Below are 18,909 nucleotides of genomic sequence, written 5' to 3' on the forward strand. Positions count from 1 at the left end.
AAAAACAAACCCCCGCATTGCTGCGGGGGTTTGTTTTTTTATAAATAGAATTTTTTAATTACTGTTCATCAGTGAAATTCTGTTTTCCACTTATTCACGGATGCGATCCTGCTATTTTCATAATCTACCTCAGTAAGTCGATCACCATTCCAAAAAAACCACTTCCCTTCTTTTTCTCCCTTGTTATAATGTGCGATGGCTGTCTTTTCACCGTTTTGGTCGTAAGAAATCCATTGCCCGTGGAGTTTTCCGTTCTTGTACGTACCTTCCTGTCTAATATTTCCATCTTCATAATAAAACGTTCCTTTAATTAAATCGTCCTGTTTTTCAAATACAGGTTTAGGGTCTTTATTTTGAGCCATAGCTGCACCTCCTGCTACAAATAACGCCGCTAATAGCATATTTTTCAACATCTTCACAGCCCTGTTGTGTTTACGTTAACTTAACAAATATATCGAAAGTTTACATTAATTCAATATTTACATAACCTTAAGTTAACATTCGATTTACTAAAAACTGACTTATAGAGGGTTAAGAAATATGTTTTATATCCCTTGGAGGGAATATGAAATTTAATTTTAATCTATAATACTTATAGAAAACATTATAACTTCTTACTTTTGTGCCCATTCAAAACTGAAGGATAAAAAATGTACAGAAGTCATACTTGTGGCGAACTAAACGCCAAAGAGATAGGCAGTAAAGTAACCCTGGCCGGTTGGGTTCAAAAAGTAAGAGATAAAGGCTTTATGATCTGGGTGGATCTTCGTGACCGTTACGGTTTGACCCAGCTGATCTTCGATGAGGAAAGATCTTCTAAAGAGCTAATGGAAAAAGCCGGAAGTCTTGCCCGGGAATTCGTGATCCAGGTAGAAGGTACGGTTATAGAGAGAGAATCTAAAAATCCGAATATCCCCACAGGAGAGATTGAAGTCCTTGTTGAGGATTTTAAGATCCTGAATTCTTCTGTAACACCACCCTTTACTATAGAAGACGAAACCGATGGCGGTGAAGATCTTAGAATGAAATATCGTTATCTTGATATTCGTCGTAACCCGGTGAAAAATAAACTCATCTTCCGCCATAAGGTAGCCATGCAGGTAAGGAATTATCTTTCGCAGGAAGGTTTTGTTGAAGTGGAAACTCCATATCTTATTAAATCTACACCTGAAGGAGCCCGTGATTTTGTGGTACCAAGCAGAATGAACGAAGGTCAGTTCTACGCCCTTCCGCAATCACCTCAAACCTTCAAACAGCTATTGATGGTAGGAGGAATGGATAAATATTTCCAGATCGTAAAATGCTTCAGGGATGAAGATCTTAGGGCTGACAGACAACCTGAGTTCACCCAGATAGACTGCGAAATGGCCTTTGTGGACCAGGAAGACATTTTGAATATTTTCGAGGGACTTACCAGGCATTTATTAAAGGAGATCAAAGGTGTTGAAGTTGACAAATTCCCAAGGATGACCTTTGATGAAGCCATGAGAAAATATGGGAATGATAAACCGGACATTCGATTCGGAATGCAGTTCGCCGAACTGAATGAACTAGCCAAGAATAAAGGCTTCAATGTTTTTGACCAGCAGGAACTGGTTGTGGGGATCGCGGTTCCAAATGCAGCCAGCTTCACCAGAAAAGAAATAGATAAGCTTATATCCTGGGTAAAAAGGCCTCAGGTTGGTGCTAACGGACTGGTTTGGGCGAAGTATAATGAAGATGGAACTTTAAAATCATCTGTAGATAAGTTCTATTCTCAGGATGACCTTAAAGCCTGGGCAGAAGCCACTGGTGCAAATCCAGGTGACCTGATACTTGTAATGGCTGGAGAAACATCTAAAACAAGAACTCAGCTTAGTGCTCTTAGAATGCATTTAGGTAATGAACTTGGTTTAAGAAAAGCTGACGAATTTGCCCCATTATGGGTTGTGGATTTCCCTCTGCTTGAATGGGATGAGGAAACCGAAAGATTCCATGCGATGCACCACCCTTTCACCTCTCCAAAGAAAGAAGATTTTGAACTTCTGGAAACCGAACCGGGTAAAGTCAGAGCCAATGCCTATGACCTTGTCTTGAACGGTAATGAGATTGGTGGTGGTTCTATAAGGATACACGATAAGCAAACACAGTCTCAGATGTTCAAGTATCTTGGTTTCACTGAGGAAGAAGCCAGGGAACAGTTCGGATTTCTAATGGATGCCTTTCAGTATGGAGCTCCTCCTCATGGTGGGATCGCTTTTGGATTTGATCGCCTTGTAGCTATTCTGGGAGGTCAGGAAAGCATAAGGGATTTCATAGCATTCCCTAAGAACAATGCGGGAAGGGATGTAATGATAGATGCACCGGCAAAACTTGATGAAGAACAACTTAACGAATTACATCTTAAATTGAAGTTATAAATATAAATCCCACTTTAAGGTGGGATTTTTTATCTTCATAGGATAATATCTCAGCACAGTGGCGAAATTCAGAAATTCCTTACTGCACAGGTTTTTGAACTGGAAGTCCAGGAATCTCTCCCATCGCCAGTTTTTGATGATGCTTAGTGCTTTGATAGGCTTTATTGCGGGTATTTGCGCAGTCACTATAAAAAACCTCACACATTTTATTCAGCTCCTTCTTGAAGGAAAATCCTTTATTAATTATCATCAGGCATTCTACTTTATATTTCCGGTTCTGGGCTTACTAGTTGTCTACCTAATTATAAAATTCATCTTTCGGAGACCAATAGGACAGGGCATCCCTGCTACTTTGTATGCGATTTCGCGTCAAAAAGGCATCATGAAGAGATTCCAAATGTACGCGTCTTTAATAACCGCACCAATTACTGTTGGTTTTGGAGGTTCAGTTGGGCTGGAGGCACCTACTGTAGCGAGCGGGGCTTCCATAGGTTCTAATCTTTCAAGGCTTTTCTTGATGAACCAGACTACCCGCACCCTTCTTATTGGCTGTGCTGCTGCCGGAGCCATGTCTTCTATTTTCAATGCACCCATAGCCGCGATCATTTTTGCTATCGAGGTATTTAGCCTGGACCTAACACTGGCCTCCTTACTACCTTTATTAACCGCATCGGTTTCAGCAGTGCTTACCTCCTATTTTTTCTACGGAAACGAGATCATCCTTCCCTTTCAGCTAAAAGATGCCTTCACTATTTCTGAAGTTCCATATTACATTTTATTGGGGATACTGGCTGCAGCATGCTCTGTTTATTTTACCTGGATACATTTCAAGCTGATGAAGACCATGGTTAAGATCAGGTCTAAATTTGTAAGATTAATTGCTGCCGGGCTGGTTTTAGGAGTATTGATTTATTTTATTCCTCCATTATATGGTGAAGGTTATAATGTGGTAAATAATCTTCTCCAGGAAAATTATTTACAGGCTTTAGGAACCAACCTTTTTAATGCTTACCTGGATAATATTTGGATAGTGATCACATTACTGGCAGGACTCGTAATTTTCAAAATCGTGGCTACTTCCCTTACGCTCAGTGCCGGAGGGGTTGGTGGAATCTTTGCTCCGGTAATGTTCATGGGTAGCGCGATGGGACATTGTTTCGCTCTCATTCTAAACAATCTCGGGATATTTGGCTATAAGATCTCGGTAAGTAATTTCACCCTTGTTGGTATGGCCGGATTAATGGCCGGTGTACTACATGCCCCGCTTACCGCCATTTTCCTTATCGCCGAGCTCACTCATGGGTATGAACTTTTTATTCCTCTTATGATCACTGCGGCGATCTCATTTATGATCTCCTCTAAATTCCAGCCACATTCGGTATATACCATGGAGCTGGCACAGCGAGGCGACCTGCTTACCCATGACAAGGATCATAAAGTTCTAACCCTTATGAACATTACCCGTGTAATAGAAAAGAATTTCATCCCTATAGAAATAGACATGAATCTAGGGGATGTAATTCACCAGGGAGTGGTAAAATCATCCCGGAACATTTTTCCTGTGATAGATGAAAACCGTAACTTCATGGGAATCATTCTCCTGGATGATATTAGGCCGATCATGTTTGATGAAAAATTGTATAACGAAGTAAAAGTGCAGGATATAATGCAGCAGGCACCCGAAATTATTGATATAGAAAATGATCGTATGAAAGAGATCATGAAGAAATTCCAGGATAGTGAGGCCTGGAACCTACCCGTGGTTAAAAAAGATAAGTATGTTGGTTTTATTTCAAAATCAAAACTCTTAACCGCTTACCGACAAAAATTAATAGAAGTTACCGTTTAGTTATGAAATTATTTATGAAAATATTGGGAATTCTCATACTTATAGCAATAGGCGTGGGATTTTATTTCCGCCTTACCGGAGAGGTCCTAACAGGTGACAGGATCATCGGAATTTCAGTTCTTGTAAGTGCCTTTATCCTCATGCCAGTCTTCCTTTACGTAAGATGGAAAGGTAAAAGACTGAAAGACTATACACTATCTGAAGAGAACATGAAGAAGATGCGGGATCGCGGGATCGATTAGAAATCTTAACATAAAAAAATCACAAAAAAAACTGATTTTCAGTCAATTCTAAATTTTTATCTAGTATGTTTGTGCTTTATTAATTATTATTTTTTATGCAAGGCACAGTTAAATTTTTCAATGAATCTAAAGGTTATGGATTCATTACCAACGACGAAACCAAAAGAGACATCTTTGTACACGTAACCGGATTAAACGGCGAAACTATCCAGGAAGGCGATAGAGTTGAGTACGAAGAAACAGAAGGAAGAAAAGGAGTGAACGCTACAGAAGTACGCGTGATCGAATAATATAATTTTTTCTGAGTACAAAGTAAAAGCCGCTTTTCAGCGGCTTTTCTTATTTATTTGCATTTTCCTTCAGGCTTTCCTCTACTCCTTTTAGCATGGTGGTTGTCATCTTCTCCAGGCCATATTCATGCTTCCAGCCCCAATCCTGTCGCGCAACAGAATCATCGATGCTTGAAGGCCATGACTCAGCGATAGCCTGTCTGAAATCGGGTTCATAAGAGATTTTAAAATCCTTAATGTGTTTCCTGATCTCATCCGCAAGAATCTGAGGTGTAAAACTTATGGCTCCAAGGTTATAAGAAGATCTTACCTTTATCTTTTCCGCCGGGGCCTCCATAATATCTACAGTAGCTTTTATCGCATCGTCCATATACATCATTGGCAAAGCCGCATCGCTTGCCAGAAAACTGGTATATGCTGAATTCTTTAAGGCCTCATGAAAGATCTCTATGGCATAATCGGTAGTTCCTCCTCCAGGTAGAGTTTTATAGCTAATGATCCCGGGATACCTTATACTGCGCACATCCACTCCATATTTACGATTGTAATACGCACACCATCTTTCACCGGTTTGTTTACTTATACCATAAACAGTGGTAGGTTCCATAATAATGGTTTGCGGAGTCTTATCTTTTGGCGTGGTAGGGCCAAAAACAGCGATACTTGAAGGCCAGAATATCTTTTCAATTTTTCCTTCTTTGCCAAGGTTAAGAATATGGAAAAGAGAGTCCATATTAAGGTCCCAGGCTTTCATAGGAGCTTTTTCTGCAGTTGCACTCAGCATGGCAGCCATCAAGTAGACCTCTTTTATTTGATATTTTTCAACGATCTCCCTAATATGAGGCTCGTCAGTTGCATTAAGGATTTCAAATGGTCCTGATTTCATTAATTCAGCGGCTCCTTCCCTGATATCACTGGCAATCACCTCCTCATTTCCATGTATCTCGCGCAATTTGAGCGTTAGTTCGGTACCTATTTGTCCGCAGGCACCAATAATCAAAATCCTTCCGGCCATAGATTAAATTTTTTGCAAATATATTTATTTATATAAAGGAAATCGTAATATTAGCATTTTATTGACGCACCTTTTTAAGGATTTCACAATTCATTTTTCTTCCAGAATTGCGGTAAAATATCAATAACTTTGTAAGATACCGATTTAAACTATGAAGAAATTCATCCTTTTCATCTCCCTCCTTGCATTTGTGTGCTGTAAAACAGAACAGGATGCGGAAAAGTCGGCAGAAGAAGCTGTAGACACTACTGCTTTTCAGGCCAAAATAAAGATCGAGGATAACGAGCTTGCCCTGAGGCCTGAGGCGAGGGATTATGCCCTTGGATGGGTAGAGTTTATTACCGCTCAGAACGAAATTGAAAAGCTCAATAATTCTACCGTGAACGAGGTTATGAGCAATGCCGGAGCCATAGCTCAAATTATGGAGTCCCTTAAGACTTCGGTTCCAGACAGTTTGAGATCTGTTCCGGTGGAAGCAAGGCTAAATGTGGTGAATACAAAAGCACAGTTGCTCAGGCAGTATTCCGCTAAACAGGAACCCGATGCCGAAGTAATTGCACAGACCACAAAAGAATTATTTCAGGAATTCAATAATCTTAAGCTACAGATGAATGAAATTTTCCTGAAAAGCCTGGAAGATTTTGAAAAGGAGCTCGACGAATTTGAACAGCAGGAAAGACAAAAGGATACCACTTCTGAAGACTTTTAATCAATTTTTAAATATTGTAACTTAATACAAATTTCCAACCGATGAAGAAAATAGCTCTCATAAGTCTTTTCCTGTCCGGGGTATTTTTGCTTCCAAGCCTGAATGCACAGGTGAAAAACACAGAACAAAATATACTTTCAGCAAAAAGAAGTATAATCAAAAACCTCGAAAGATGGCATAAAGCCGCAGCTGAAGCAAATTTTGAGGATTACTTTAGTTTAATGACAGATGATGCTATATTCATTGGCACCGATGCTACGGAGAACTGGAACTTAGAAGAGTTCAAAGAGTTTTCACGCCCCTATTTTGAAGCGGGAAAAGCCTGGTCTTTCAAAGCAATCGAAAGGAATATTTACTTGAAGGAAAACCGCAGACTGGCCTGGTTTGACGAACTTCTGGATACCCACATGGGAATTTGCCGTGGTTCTGGAGTAATGGCCAAGGATAATGGAAAATGGAAGGTGCAGCACTATGTGTTATCCATCACCATACCCAATGAAAATGTGGATGAGATCACCCTTATTAAAAAAGAATTTGACGAAGAACTAATCTCCAAACTTCGCGACAATTAAACCTTTTCCTTTTTTCTTAATCAAACTTATATACCAAACTAAACAATATGCATAAACGTATTGCCCTTATTCTATTATTAATAATTTCAATTTCGGGAACTTCCCAGGAAAAAAGACCCCTTACTCATGATGATTATGATCTCTGGAAAATGATTCAGAATCCGCAAATCTCTGCTGCGGGAGATCTGATTGTTACCGAAGTGACTACAACAACGGGCCGTGGAGACGGTTACCTGAAGATCTTTAATAGAAGAACCGGGAAAAGCGCCCAGTTTCACAATGCTTATCGAGCTCACATCGCTGCAGATGGCCAGCATATATTCTTTCTGAAAAAACCCGATTATGAGGTCACCCGTCAGGAAAAGAAAGATGATGTAAAAAAGGAAAAACAGACCAAGGATGATTTCTTCATCTTTGATGTAAAAGCACACCGATTAACCGACAGTATTACCAGGGTAAAAGACTTTAAAGCGCCAGACGAATATTCTGACTGGGTAGTGATAGAAAAATTAAAGGATCTAAAACCCGAAAAAGAAAAGGATACTGCCAGGACTGAAGAGAAGATAAACGACAGCCTAAAAACCGAAAAAAAGAATCTTACCCTGGAGGCGAACTATGCCTTGATATATGATCTTAAAAACGGAGCAACAGACACTATTTTCCAGATCAAGGAATTCAAACTCGCCGAGGATGAACCTGCACTGTACTTTTCCAAAACCAAAGGAGAGAAAAAAGGGGATATAGGGGTCTTTCAATTTGACCTGAAAGAACATTCACAAAAAGTGATAGACACGGGTAAATTCGCTTACGAGAAACTATCGGTGAGTAAAAAAGGAGATCAAATGGCATATGTTTCGGCAAGAGATTCTATTGAAACCGACAGCCTCAAGTTTGAACTTTTTCATCTCCAAGAAGGGAAACTCAGTCAGGTCACTGATACGCTTGGAAAAAATCTACGTGAAAACTGGGAATTGAGTGCCGCTCAGGCACCCTTCTTTTCAGAAAATGGGAAAAGACTTTATTATTATTCAAGGCCTTCAAGAAATTTTGATATTGACACTACCCTGCTTGAAGAAGAAATTCCCGATGTAGATGTATGGACCTACAAAGACAAGCTCATCCAGCCGGAACAGAAGGTAAACCTGAAAGAACTGAAGAACAAGGCGTATCTTTCATATTTAGATACAGAAACACAAAATGTAATCGCCCTTCATGATGATAAATTGGAGTATATTAATCTTGACAAGGATGCTGAACAAAGATATGTTCTGGGTTATACTACTTCACCTTATGATGTGTCACGCTCCTGGAGATATCCATGGCTGCGGGATTTTTATATAGTTGACACTGAAACCGGAGAAAAAAGACTGGCTTTAAAGGAAACTGCAGCCAGGCCCGATCTTTCCCCCGACGGAAAGTATGCCATTTATTTCGATACCGAAAGTCAGGACTGGTGGGTGCTTAACCTTGAAAAGAACGAAAAAAGAAATCTTACCGCGAACCTTGAAGTTCCATTCTATGACGTGGAAAATGATGTTCCGGCAGCACCCTGGGCCTATGGCAATGGAGGTTTTACCAAGGACGGAAAAGCACTTCTTTTCGACCAGTATGACATCTGGATGGTAGATCTTGATAAAAGCTCACAACCTGAAAATATCACAAAGGATGGTAGGGAGAATAAAATTGTATACAGGAGTCTGCTTCTTGACCGGGAGAACAGGGAGGCCGCATCTTACTTTAAAAAACGTCTTCTTGTAAATGCTTTTGATAAGAATGACAAAACAGAAAGTCTTTACTTATTGAATCTGAAAAACGGGAAAAAAGAGGCAATTTTAGATCCGGAAGGAATGATCCTGGATGATTATATTCTTGCCGAAGATGAGGACATCTTTCTTTTCAGAAAGGAGAATTTCACCACTTATCCCGATCTCTATCTTTACGAGGGAAAAACCGGAAACTCCATCAGACTTACCGATGCGAACCCACAGCAAAAAGATTTTAAGTGGGGAACTTCAGAGTCTTTCAGCTGGATAGCCTATGATGGGACAGAACTTGAAGGCATCATCTATAAGCCAGAGAATTTTGATCCAAATAAGAAATATCCATTGATCACTTACTTTTATGAAAGAAGAAGTGATAATCTCAATAATTATTATTCACCCCAGCCAAGTGCATCGATCGTGAATATGTCTTACCTGGTGAGCAATGAGTATGTGGTTTTTGTGCCAGATATTGTTTACAAGGAAGGCAAACCGGGAGAAAGCGCCTATAACTGTATCGTTTCAGGAGTTGAAGCAGTCGAAGAATTAGGTTATATAGATCCAGAAAATATGGCTATCCAGGGACAAAGCTGGGGAGGCTATCAGGTAGCCTATCTGGTCACTAAAACCGATAAGTTTGCTGCAGCAATGGCCGGTGCTCCCGTAAGCAATATGACCTCAGCCTATGGCGGAATAAGATGGGGAAGCGGTCTTAGCCGTGCCTTCCAGTACGAAAAAACACAGAGCCGTATAGGAAAGAACCTCTGGGAAGGTTTAGACCTTTACCTGGAGAATTCACCGCTATTCGGAATCCCGAACATTAAAACCCCTCTATTGATGATGCATAATGATAATGACGGCGCTGTACCATATTACCAGGGAATCGAAATGTTCATGGGTATGAGAAGACTCAATAAGCCGGCATGGTTACTTGTATACAACGACGAGGCACATAATCTTCGAAAAATGAAGAACCGCCAGGATCTATCCATAAGAATGATGCAGTTCTTTGATCATTATTTAAAGGATGAACCTGCTCCAGTATGGATGACTCGGGGTGTGCCTGCAGTAATGAAAGGAAAGGACCTTCAATATGATCTGGAAGATGAATAATTTATTTTTCGTTTAAGTTCTTTTAATAAATTAGCAAGCCTTGTTTTTAACTTATTTAAAAAAAATGAAGAAAATAAATAGTTTAGTGATCTTATCCCTTGTCGGATTGGGGTTTTTATCTGCCTGTGGCGATGATGATAAGAAAATTGAAAAAGAAGAAGTACATGGTATCAATCTGGCCTATATGGACACTACTACGAGTCCGCAGGAGAACTTCTTCAGATATGTTAATGGTACCTGGTTGGATTCTACCGAAATTCCCAGCGACAGAACTAGCTGGGGAAGTTTTCAGGAATTAAGACAAAGAACCGATGAAGATGCATTGGCGCTTCTTGAAGGTGTTTCAAAAAGTGAGAGTCTTGATGCCTCAAGTGACCAGGCCAAGGCGGTTTATCTTTATAAAAGTATCATGGATACTGTAACACGTAACGAGCAGGGAATTGAGCCTGTAAAACCTTACCTGGCAAAAATTGATGCTATCGAGACCAAAGAAGACCTTCAGAGCTTCCTTGTTGAAATGAGCGAATATGGCAGCGCCGGCTTCTTTGGTTTTGGAGTTCGCGCCGATAGAAAAAACAGCAACATGAACGCGGCTTATCTATACCCGTCAGGATTAGGTTTGCCAGACAGGGATTATTATGTAGGGGACGATTCAGATTCAAAGGAAAAAAGAGAAAAGTATAAGGCATATATCGCTGAAATGCTTCAGTATCTTGACTATTCTGAAGAAGAAGCTAAAAAGGAAGCTGAAACGATCCTTGCTTTTGAGACCAGCCTTGCAGAACCTCAGCTGGATAAGGTAGACAGAAGGGATGCCAGAAAAACCTATAACCCAATGACGGTGGCAGAACTTCAAAACACCGTTCCATCCATGCAATGGAAAGAATATTTTGAAGGAATAGGTACCAAAGATCTGGATACGATAATTGTTTCGCAGCCGGAATACATGAAAGCTCTTCAGGAAATAATCGCTGAAAATTCAGTAGAAGACTGGAAAGCTTACCTTAAATGGAACCTATTTAACGATGCGGCTCCGGCTCTAACCACCGAACTAGAATACAAGAACTGGGAGTTTTATGACAAGACCCTTCAGGGAGCACAGGAGCAACGCCCGAGAAAGGAAAGAGCTTTAGCTACTGTGAATCGCACCATAGGGGAAGCCCTTGGAAAGCTTTATGTGGAAGAGCATTTCCCGGCAGAGGCTAAGCAAAAAGCCCAGGAAATGATCGCTAATATTGTAAAGGCTTATGAAAAAAGGATAAATGATCTTAGCTGGATGAGCGAGGATACCAAGAAAAAAGCTCTGGAAAAACTAAGCACTTTTACTGTTAAAGTTGGATATCCCGACAAATGGAAAGATTACAGCGATCTTGAGGTGAAAGGACCTGAAGAGGGAGGTTCATATTTTCAGAATATGCTAAACGCTCAAAAATGGAGAGTAGCTGAAAATCTTGAGGATCTTGGTCAGCCGGTTGATAAGACCGAGTGGTACATGCCTCCTCAAACCGTGAATGCATATTACAATCCGAGTTTTAATGAGATCGTGTTCCCGGCAGCTATCTTACAGCCTCCATTCTATGATTACAAGGCCGATGCTGCTGTGAACTATGGCGGGATAGGAGCCGTTATTGGTCATGAGATCTCTCACGGCTTTGATGATAGCGGTGCCCGGTTTGACGCGGAAGGGAACCTCAACAACTGGTGGACAGACAAAGACCTTGAACAGTTTGAAGGTCTTGGCAGAGACCTGGCAGATCAATACAGCAATATTGAAGTACTTGACAGTGTTTATATCAATGGAAAGTTCACACTTGGAGAGAATATTGGTGATCTAGGTGGAGTCAACGCCGCTTATGACGGACTACAGATCCACCTCGCAGAACACGGAAACCCTGGAAAAATTGACGGATTCACTCCGGAGCAAAGATTCTTCCTGTCCTGGGCTACCGTATGGAGAACAAAAATGAGGGACGAAGCTTTGAAAAACAGGATCAAGACCGATCCACATTCTCCTGGAATGTACAGGGCCTATGTGCCGCTTCAGAATATCGATGCCTGGTATGAAGCCTTTACCATTGAAGAAGGTGATCCTATGTATATAAAACCAGAAGAACGAGTAAGGATCTGGTAAAGAAGATTAAAATGGATTTTATAAAAAAAGACCGGTTTATAGCCGGTCTTTTTTATTCTTTATTGATTCTATCCTCCGCTCGACCTGACATTTTTTAATCAAAATTCATCCCGTCAGTCCAGAGACGCTTAAAAATACAGAAAGGCGTCCTGGATATGTTCAATCTTAGTTCCGGCTTTATTCTTTACAATGGCAATAATATCAAAACGAACATCCACATCAAGCTCCTCTTCTTCAACGAAATGATTCATGGCCTTAACCAGCTGTTTGATCTGTTTTGGTTTTACAAAATCCTGCGGATTACCAAACTCAGGAGTGCTTCTGGTTTTCACCTCAGCGGCTATAAGCAAATTTCCTCTTCGCGCAATGATATCTATTTCAGCCTTCTGATACCGGTAATTGCGTTGCAGGATCTCATACTCCTTCAGTAGAAGGTATTCGGTAGCAAGATTTTCCCCTTTTTTCCCAAGTTTATTATGCTCTGCCATCTATCCGCTTAATTAAATAGCATAGTTTATCATAATTGATGCTACCTGGAGGTCCAGTGCTTCTATCTCTTCCGGGGTTGCCTCAATAAGATGATCTCCATAGAATTTATTTGGGTGATCTCTCTGTGGAGAAAGAAAAACTCTCAAACCACTATTTTCCAGCTTGCCGCCATTCCATACAACTGCTCCGCTATAATCCCAACCGAAGCCATAGAAGGATACAGGCTTAGCATTAAGTTTAGTAAGTTCGTCATAAGTAGTGCCTATTTTTACACCGGTTTCCGATTTCCATTTTCCATTGCCGGCATAGCGAAGATCATGGATCCTGGTACGCCCCTCATCCTGCCAGGTAATATGAAGCTCATCTGGAGTGCCCGGATAGAGAATCGTATATGGCCTTTCATCGGTTCCTTCTTCAAAAAGATCGGTCCCTTCCTCTATATTGGCATCGGGATAATTTCTTTCCAGATCTTCAGCATCCATTTTCCCAAGATTTTCAATGGTATACTTGGCAGTACTACCGGAAGTTCCTTTTTTTGCACTATTACATGCAGCCAGTAGAAGTATTGCAGATATTATAAAAATCTTACGCATTTCGATTAGGTTTTAGGTAAAAGTAGAAAGTTCTCGCTCATAGCTTTGGCCTTTTACAAGAATTTAACGCGTATTAGCACACCTTTGCTTAACTTTACGGCTCTTAAAAAGTAAACCAGATAATGAACAAAAATCCTCAGAGATTTACGATCACAGCGGCCTTACCCTATACAAACGGGCCTATACATATTGGACACCTTGCCGGAGTTTATGTGCCGGCCGACATCTATTCCCGATTCCTTAGAATGCAGGGGCATGATGTGGCTTTTGTTTGCGGAAGTGATGAACATGGAGTGCCGATTACCATAAAAGCCAAAAAGGAGGGTGTTAGTCCGCAGGATGTTGTGGACAAATACAATGCGATCATCAAGAAATCTTTTGAGGAATTCGGGGTTAGTTTTGATAATTACTCACGTACTTCCGGAAAGACCCATCATGAAACCGCTTCGGCTTTCTTTAAAAAGATGTTTGAAGATGGTAAATTCATTGAGGAAACCACGAAACAATTATACGACGAGGAGGCGAGCCAATTCCTGGCCGATCGTTTTGTGACCGGGACCTGCCCGAAATGTGGAAATGAAGAAGCATACGGCGATCAGTGTGAAAGCTGTGGAACCTCTTTAAATGCTACCGACCTTATAAATCCAAAATCAACATTAACCGGAGCTGTTCCTACCTTGAAAGAGACCAGACACTGGTTTCTTCCGCTTGATCAGTATGAAGACTGGCTTAAAGAGTGGATACTTAAAGGGCATAAAGCTGACTGGAAAAGCAACGTATATGGCCAGGTGAAAAGCTGGATAGATGACGGACTCAGACCCAGAGCCGTAACCAGAGATCTTGACTGGGGAATTCCTGTTCCCGTTGAAGGAGGTGAAGGAAAAGTACTTTATGTATGGTTCGATGCCCCTATTGGTTATATCTCTTCTACCAAAGAATGGGCGGCCAGGGAAGGTAAAGACTGGGAACCTTATTGGAAAGATGAGAATACAAAGCTTATTCATTTTATAGGGAAAGACAATATTGTTTTCCACTGTATCATTTTCCCGGTCATGCTAAAGGCTCACGGCGATTATATCCTTCCGGAAAATGTTCCTGCCAATGAGTTTTTGAACCTGGAGGGTAAGAAGCTTTCAACTTCGAAAAACTGGGCGGTTTGGTTACATGAATATCTTGAAGATTTTCCTGACCAACAGGATGTTTTGAGATATGTACTAACGGCCAATGCTCCTGAAACCAAGGATAACGATTTTACATGGAAGGACTTCCAGGCCAGAAATAATAATGAACTGGTTGCCATTTTTGGTAATTTCATCAATCGTGTAGTGGTCCTTACCAATAAGTATTACAACGGAGTGGTTCCTCAGCCGGGAGAGTATTCAGAAGTAGATAAGAAGACCATCGAAGAACTGAAAGCGTACCCATCTGTGATCGCCAGCTCTATCGAAAAATACCGTTTCAGAGAGGCACAGGCTGAATTGATGAATCTTGCCAGGCTTGGGAACAAGTACCTGGCCGATGAAGAGCCATGGAAGCTAATCAAGACCGATGAAGAAAGGGTGAAAACCATCATGTATGTGGCCCTTCAGTTAGCCTCGGCACTTTCTATTATAAGCGAACCTTTTCTTCCATTCACTTCAGAGAAACTGAAAAGAATGTTGAACCAGACTGAAGAAGATTCAGGAAATACCCCGGAATGGGATATCATTGGAACAAAAGAGGCTTTGATCTCTGCTGGTCACCAGATAGGAAAGGCTGAATTACTTTTCAGCAAGATCGATGACGAACAGATTGAAAAACAACTTGAAAAACTAAAAGCGACCAAAACCGCCAACGAAATGGAAAATCATCAAGCCGAGCCACAGAAAGATACCGCTACTTTTGAGGATTTCACCAAAATGGATCTCCGCGTCGGAACCATTATCGAGGCGCAAAAAATGCCAAAAACCAAGAAGCTAATGGTTTTAAAAGTAGATACAGGCCTGGATAAAAGAACCGTTGTTTCCGGGATTGCAGAGCATTTTAAAGCTGAGGATATACTCGGAAAAAAAGTTACCGTTCTTGTTAACCTTGCACCAAGAAAACTTCGCGGTGTGGAAAGCGAGGGAATGATCCTGATGACCGAAAATTCTGAAGGAAAACTTGTTTTTGTGAATCCAGATGAGACAAATGTGAATAACGGAACGACAATAAATTAAAAGTAAACCTCACAGGTTTTAAAAACCTGTGAGGTTTATTGCTTCATGCTAAAAATTGCATACCATCCCATCTATAAACATCCTCTCCCTCAAGGTCATCGTTTCCCGATGGAGAAATATGAGCTATTACCTAAACAGCTTTTATATGAAGGCACCTGCAAAGAGTCTAATTTCTTTAAACCAGGTTTCCCTAAAGAGGATTACATACTCTCGGTTCACGAAAAAAACTATTACGAAAGGCTAAAATCTTTAAAACTGGATAGAAAAGAGATTAGAAAATCTGGTTTCCCGCTTTCTCAAGAACTTGTAGATCGTGAACAGATCATCGCAGATGGAACCATCAAAGCCTGCCAATATGCTCTTGAACACGGAATTGCGATGAACATTGCCGGCGGAACTCATCATGCGTACACCAACCGGGCCGAAGCTTTTTGTTTGCTTAATGATCAGGCAATAGGAGCAAGATATCTTCAGAATCAGAAACTGGCAAAACAAATCCTTATCGTAGATCTGGACGTTCATCAGGGTAATGGTACTGCGGAAATCTTTCAGAATGATCCTTCGGTTTTCACTTTTTCCATGCACGGCAAAGGCAATTATCCATTTAAAAAGGAAAGCTCCGATCTGGATATTGAACTCAAGGATGGAACTGACGACAAAACTTATCTTAAAAAACTACGATCGGTACTCCCTGAATTGATTGAAGAAGTTAAACCAGATTTTATTTTCTACCTGAGCGGTGTGGATATTCTAGAGACCGATAAACTTGGGAGACTTTCCTGTACAATTTCAGGATGCAAAGCACGGGATAAATTCGTATTGAATACCTGTTACGAGCAAGGTATCGCGGTTGAATGCAGCATGGGGGGCGGCTACTCCAAAGACATCAGGCTTATTATTGAAGCCCACGCAAATACTTACCGACTGGCACAAGAGATCTATTTTTAAGTTATTTACTTTTTTAACGAAGATTTACTTCAAGTATAAACTTTTAATAAAATTACTGCTATATTCGTAACAATTACATTTATTTTTTACGAATGGAATCACGATCAAATGCCAGGGCTTACTGGAAAGCCAACCTGAAATATCTTTTAATTCTTCTTTCTGTCTGGTTTGCCGTTTCCTTTGGAGCCGGCATTCTGTTCAAGGATTTTCTTAACCAGTTTCACCTCGGTGGTTTTAAACTTGGATTCTGGTTTGCCCAGCAGGGCTCTATTTATGTTTTCGTGATTTTGATTTTTATCTATATCCATCTCATGAACAAACTGGATAAAAAATATGGATATAGTGAATAAATACGTTACCCGTTAAGCCTCATTTTATGGATGTACAATTATGGACCTGGATTCTGGTCGGATTAAGCTTTGCACTATATTTTGGAATAGCCATCTGGGCACGAGCCTCTTCAACTCAGGATTTTTATGTTGCGGGAAGCGGTGTATCCCCTCTTGCAAATGGTATGGCAACCGCGGCCGACTGGATGAGTGCGGCATCCTTTATTTCCATGGCCGGGATTATTTCATTTATAGGCTATGACGGATCTGTATACCTTATGGGCTGGACCGGAGGTTATGTCTTGCTGGCTCTCTTACTGGCTCCCTATCTCCGAAAATTCGGAAAATTTACCGTTCCTGATTTTATTGGTGATCGTTACTATTCCAATACGGCAAGGACAGTAGCCATCATCTGCGCCCTCATTGTTTCTTTCACTTATGTGGCAGGCCAGATGAGAGGGGTTGGAATCGTTTTCTCCCAGTTCCTGCAGGTGGAGATCACCTACGGGGTGATTATCGGAATGGCAGTAGTACTGGTCTTTGCTTTTCTGGGAGGTATGAAGGGGATCACTTATACCCAGGTTGCGCAGTACTGTGTTTTAATATTTGCCTTTATGGTTCCCGCCATTTTTATTTCCATCCAAATGACAGGAAACCCGATTCCCCAGCTAGGAATGGGATCACAGCTGGAAGACGGCACTTATCTTCTCGACAAACTTGATAACCTGCATACTCAGCTTGGGTTTAAAGAGTATACTGACGGATCTAAATCTACCTGGGATGTCTTCGCCATCACACTGGCACTGATGGCCGGAACATCAGGATTACCCCATGTAATTGTTCGTTTCTTTACCGTTCCAAAAGTAAAGGATGCCAGAAAGTCAGCGGGTTATGCACTTCTGCTAATCGCCGTACTATATACCACTGCACCGGCGGTTTCGGTCTTTGCAAGAACCAATTTGATCGAGACAGTTCAGAATAAAGCATATGCGGCCATGCCCCCTTGGTTCAAGAACTGGGAAAATACCGGGCTCATTTCCTGGACAGATAAAAACAATGATGGTAAAATCCAATATTCAAATTCTGATGCGGTGAACGGAAAACCGGAGTTTAAGGAATCCAGGGGAGAGAATGGTGAGAGACTGGTTTCAAATCCAACAGCTTACGGCAATGAACTTTATGTAGACCGTGATATCATGGTGCTTGCCAATCCTGAAATAGCGAATCTCCCTAACTGGGTGATCGCCCTGGTGGCTGCCGGTGGACTGGCGGCTGCTCTGTCTACAGCAGCCGGTTTATTATTGGTGATCTCCACTTCTATCTCTCACGATCTTTTGAAAAGACAATTGAAACCGGACATTTCCGATAAACAGGAATTATTGGCCGCCCGGTTGAGCATACTGGCAGCGGTATTGGTGGCCGGCCTGTTTGGGATCTATCCTCCCGGCTTTGTCGCGGCCGTGGTCGCCCTGGCCTTTGGCCTTGCTGCCGCCTCTTTTTTCCCCGCCATTGTTCTGGGTATTTTTGATAAAAGGATGAACAAGGAAGGAGCTATCAGCGGAATGATAGTAGGAATTAGCCTGATGTTATTTTATATGATAAGATTTAAGACGGGATTTTTCTGGCTGGAGCCACTCCCCCCTTCCGAATGGTGGTTTGGGACATCTCCAGAAGGATTTGGAGTGATCGCAATGACATTAAATATTATTACCTCTGTTATTGTATCCAGACTCACAGTTGCACCTCCTGAAGATGTCCAAAACATCGTGGAAGATATACGTATCCCTTCCGGAGCAGGAAAAGCTTCTGATCATTAAAAAATAAAAGAGCCCTTGGTCTTAACCGAAGGGCTCTTCCAATCAATCACATCAGGTTCATCATTTACCCAGGAGCAACAACTCATTGCATATAACTTCGGTGATGTAACGTTTATTCCCGTCCTTATCCTCATAACTCCTGCTGGTGAGTTTTCCTTCAATCCCAACTTCCTTCCCTTTCGGAACATAATTTTCTATTAACTCGGCGGTCTTACCCCAGGCGACGATATGGTGCCATTGAGTATCGGTGATCTTCTCTCCTTTAGAGTTCTTATAACTCTCATTGGTGGCAATTGAAAATTTCGCCAGTTTCTTTCCAGATTCAAGATTTACGATTTCAGGCTCATTACCTACATGCCCGATCAATTGTACTGAGTTTCTTAAAGTGCGCATAACTATAGAATTTTTTGAAGCTGAAAATCATTAGTTCAATTCAGCGAGACAAATATGCAACA

Annotated in this window: 17 protein-coding genes; 12 read left to right on the top strand and 5 right to left on the bottom strand. The window is 41.2% G+C overall.

Annotated features, from left to right (window positions below; translation table 11 throughout):
- Window positions 1-68 precede the first annotated feature (68 nt).
- Window positions 69-401 carry a toxin-antitoxin system YwqK family antitoxin gene (locus NE848_RS08580; protein WP_252112493.1) on the bottom strand — a complete coding sequence of 111 codons (333 nt, stop codon included), beginning with the start codon at window positions 399-401 and terminating at the stop codon, window positions 69-71.
- A gap of 249 nt (window positions 402-650) precedes the next feature.
- On the opposite strand from NE848_RS08580, the gene aspS reads away from it, so the two are divergent.
- The 4 genes from aspS to NE848_RS08600 all read left to right on the top strand — a co-directional run bounded on the left by aspS (window position 651) and on the right by NE848_RS08600 (window position 4,780).
- Entirely contained in the window at window positions 651-2,399 is a 1,749-nt protein-coding gene (aspS, locus tag NE848_RS08585; RefSeq protein ID WP_252112495.1) for an aspartate--tRNA ligase, read from the top strand.
- Between the two features lie 58 nt (window positions 2,400-2,457).
- The gene (locus tag NE848_RS08590; protein ID WP_252112497.1) at window positions 2,458-4,248 is read left to right on the top strand and encodes a chloride channel protein; all 1,791 of its coding nucleotides are present in this window, start codon (window positions 2,458-2,460) and stop codon (window positions 4,246-4,248) included.
- A 14-nt stretch (window positions 4,249-4,262) separates the two neighbouring features.
- Complete coding sequence (locus NE848_RS08595) at window positions 4,263-4,490, top strand: hypothetical protein (protein ID WP_252112499.1); 228 nt, start codon at window positions 4,263-4,265, stop codon at window positions 4,488-4,490.
- A gap of 95 nt (window positions 4,491-4,585) precedes the next feature.
- Window positions 4,586-4,780: a cold-shock protein gene (locus NE848_RS08600; protein ID WP_131397137.1), complete on the top strand. Its 195-nt coding sequence runs from the start codon at window positions 4,586-4,588 to the stop codon at window positions 4,778-4,780.
- Window positions 4,781-4,829: 49 nt separating this feature from the next.
- On the opposite strand, the gene NE848_RS08605 is transcribed toward NE848_RS08600, so the two are convergent.
- The gene (locus tag NE848_RS08605) at window positions 4,830-5,795 is read right to left on the bottom strand and encodes an NAD-dependent epimerase/dehydratase family protein (RefSeq protein WP_252112501.1); all 966 of its coding nucleotides are present in this window, start codon (window positions 5,793-5,795) and stop codon (window positions 4,830-4,832) included.
- 151 nt (window positions 5,796-5,946) lie between these two features.
- Between NE848_RS08605 and NE848_RS08610 the strand changes: the two genes are divergently transcribed.
- The 4 genes from NE848_RS08610 (at window position 5,947) to NE848_RS08625 (ending at window position 12,080) form a co-directional block, all read left to right on the top strand.
- Complete coding sequence (locus NE848_RS08610) at window positions 5,947-6,504, top strand: hypothetical protein (RefSeq protein WP_252112503.1); 558 nt, start codon at window positions 5,947-5,949, stop codon at window positions 6,502-6,504.
- A gap of 41 nt (window positions 6,505-6,545) precedes the next feature.
- Window positions 6,546-7,076, top strand: a complete 531-nt coding sequence (locus NE848_RS08615) for a nuclear transport factor 2 family protein (protein WP_252112505.1) — start codon at window positions 6,546-6,548, stop codon at window positions 7,074-7,076.
- Between the two features lie 47 nt (window positions 7,077-7,123).
- On the top strand, window positions 7,124-9,949 hold the full coding sequence (locus NE848_RS08620) for a S9 family peptidase (RefSeq protein WP_252112507.1): 2,826 nt from the start codon (window positions 7,124-7,126) through the stop codon (window positions 9,947-9,949).
- A 64-nt stretch (window positions 9,950-10,013) separates the two neighbouring features.
- Window positions 10,014-12,080 carry a M13 family metallopeptidase gene (locus tag NE848_RS08625; protein ID WP_252112509.1) on the top strand — a complete coding sequence of 689 codons (2,067 nt, stop codon included), beginning with the start codon at window positions 10,014-10,016 and terminating at the stop codon, window positions 12,078-12,080.
- Window positions 12,081-12,208: 128 nt separating this feature from the next.
- Here NE848_RS08625 and NE848_RS08630 read toward each other — a convergent pair whose 3' ends face one another.
- Entirely contained in the window at window positions 12,209-12,568 is a 360-nt protein-coding gene (locus tag NE848_RS08630) for a YraN family protein (RefSeq protein WP_131397127.1), read from the bottom strand.
- A 12-nt stretch (window positions 12,569-12,580) separates the two neighbouring features.
- A complete protein-coding gene (locus NE848_RS08635; RefSeq protein ID WP_252112511.1) occupies window positions 12,581-13,162 on the bottom strand; it encodes a hypothetical protein in 582 nt (193 codons plus the stop codon).
- A gap of 122 nt (window positions 13,163-13,284) precedes the next feature.
- Here NE848_RS08635 and metG point away from each other — a divergent pair, with 122 nt between their 5' ends.
- From metG to NE848_RS08655, 4 genes are all read left to right on the top strand, one after another.
- Complete coding sequence (gene metG, locus NE848_RS08640; RefSeq protein WP_252112513.1) at window positions 13,285-15,360, top strand: methionine--tRNA ligase; 2,076 nt, start codon at window positions 13,285-13,287, stop codon at window positions 15,358-15,360.
- Between the two features lie 45 nt (window positions 15,361-15,405).
- Window positions 15,406-16,308 carry a histone deacetylase family protein gene (locus NE848_RS08645; protein WP_252112515.1) on the top strand — a complete coding sequence of 301 codons (903 nt, stop codon included), beginning with the start codon at window positions 15,406-15,408 and terminating at the stop codon, window positions 16,306-16,308.
- A 92-nt stretch (window positions 16,309-16,400) separates the two neighbouring features.
- A complete protein-coding gene (locus tag NE848_RS08650) occupies window positions 16,401-16,658 on the top strand; it encodes a DUF4212 domain-containing protein (RefSeq protein WP_252112517.1) in 258 nt (85 codons plus the stop codon).
- Window positions 16,659-16,684: 26 nt separating this feature from the next.
- Window positions 16,685-18,454 (top strand): sodium:solute symporter family protein, encoded by a 1,770-nt coding sequence (locus NE848_RS08655; protein ID WP_252112519.1) that lies wholly within the window; start codon window positions 16,685-16,687, stop codon window positions 18,452-18,454.
- 60 nt (window positions 18,455-18,514) lie between these two features.
- On the opposite strand, the gene NE848_RS08660 is transcribed toward NE848_RS08655, so the two are convergent.
- A complete protein-coding gene (locus NE848_RS08660; protein ID WP_252112521.1) occupies window positions 18,515-18,847 on the bottom strand; it encodes a single-stranded DNA-binding protein in 333 nt (110 codons plus the stop codon).
- Window positions 18,848-18,909: the final 62 nt, after the last annotated feature.

The sequence above is a fragment of the Gramella jeungdoensis genome (assembly GCF_023805255.1).
In the GTDB taxonomy this organism is placed as follows: domain Bacteria; phylum Bacteroidota; class Bacteroidia; order Flavobacteriales; family Flavobacteriaceae; genus Christiangramia; species Christiangramia jeungdoensis.

Excerpts from the sequence above, each read along its gene's own strand:
- metG (WP_252112513.1), top strand. The coding sequence starts at position 13,285 with ATGAACAAAAATCCTCAGAGATTTACGATCACAGCGGCCTTACCCTAT.
- NE848_RS08595 (WP_252112499.1), top strand. The coding sequence starts at position 4,263 with ATGAAAATATTGGGAATTCTCATACTTATAGCAATAGGCGTGGGATTT.
- NE848_RS08635 (WP_252112511.1), bottom strand. The coding sequence starts at position 13,162 with ATGCGTAAGATTTTTATAATATCTGCAATACTTCTACTGGCTGCATGT.
- NE848_RS08605 (WP_252112501.1), bottom strand. The coding sequence starts at position 5,795 with ATGGCCGGAAGGATTTTGATTATTGGTGCCTGCGGACAAATAGGTACC.
- NE848_RS08625 (WP_252112509.1), top strand. The coding sequence starts at position 10,014 with ATGAAGAAAATAAATAGTTTAGTGATCTTATCCCTTGTCGGATTGGGG.
- NE848_RS08630 (WP_131397127.1), bottom strand. The coding sequence starts at position 12,568 with ATGGCAGAGCATAATAAACTTGGGAAAAAAGGGGAAAATCTTGCTACC.
- NE848_RS08600 (WP_131397137.1), top strand. The coding sequence starts at position 4,586 with ATGCAAGGCACAGTTAAATTTTTCAATGAATCTAAAGGTTATGGATTC.
- NE848_RS08620 (WP_252112507.1), top strand. The coding sequence starts at position 7,124 with ATGCATAAACGTATTGCCCTTATTCTATTATTAATAATTTCAATTTCG.
- NE848_RS08645 (WP_252112515.1), top strand. The coding sequence starts at position 15,406 with ATGCTAAAAATTGCATACCATCCCATCTATAAACATCCTCTCCCTCAA.
- NE848_RS08660 (WP_252112521.1), bottom strand. The coding sequence starts at position 18,847 with ATGCGCACTTTAAGAAACTCAGTACAATTGATCGGGCATGTAGGTAAT.
- aspS (WP_252112495.1), top strand. The coding sequence starts at position 651 with ATGTACAGAAGTCATACTTGTGGCGAACTAAACGCCAAAGAGATAGGC.
- NE848_RS08615 (WP_252112505.1), top strand. The coding sequence starts at position 6,546 with ATGAAGAAAATAGCTCTCATAAGTCTTTTCCTGTCCGGGGTATTTTTG.
- NE848_RS08655 (WP_252112519.1), top strand. The coding sequence starts at position 16,685 with ATGGATGTACAATTATGGACCTGGATTCTGGTCGGATTAAGCTTTGCA.
- NE848_RS08580 (WP_252112493.1), bottom strand. The coding sequence starts at position 401 with ATGCTATTAGCGGCGTTATTTGTAGCAGGAGGTGCAGCTATGGCTCAA.
- NE848_RS08610 (WP_252112503.1), top strand. The coding sequence starts at position 5,947 with ATGAAGAAATTCATCCTTTTCATCTCCCTCCTTGCATTTGTGTGCTGT.
- NE848_RS08650 (WP_252112517.1), top strand. The coding sequence starts at position 16,401 with ATGGAATCACGATCAAATGCCAGGGCTTACTGGAAAGCCAACCTGAAA.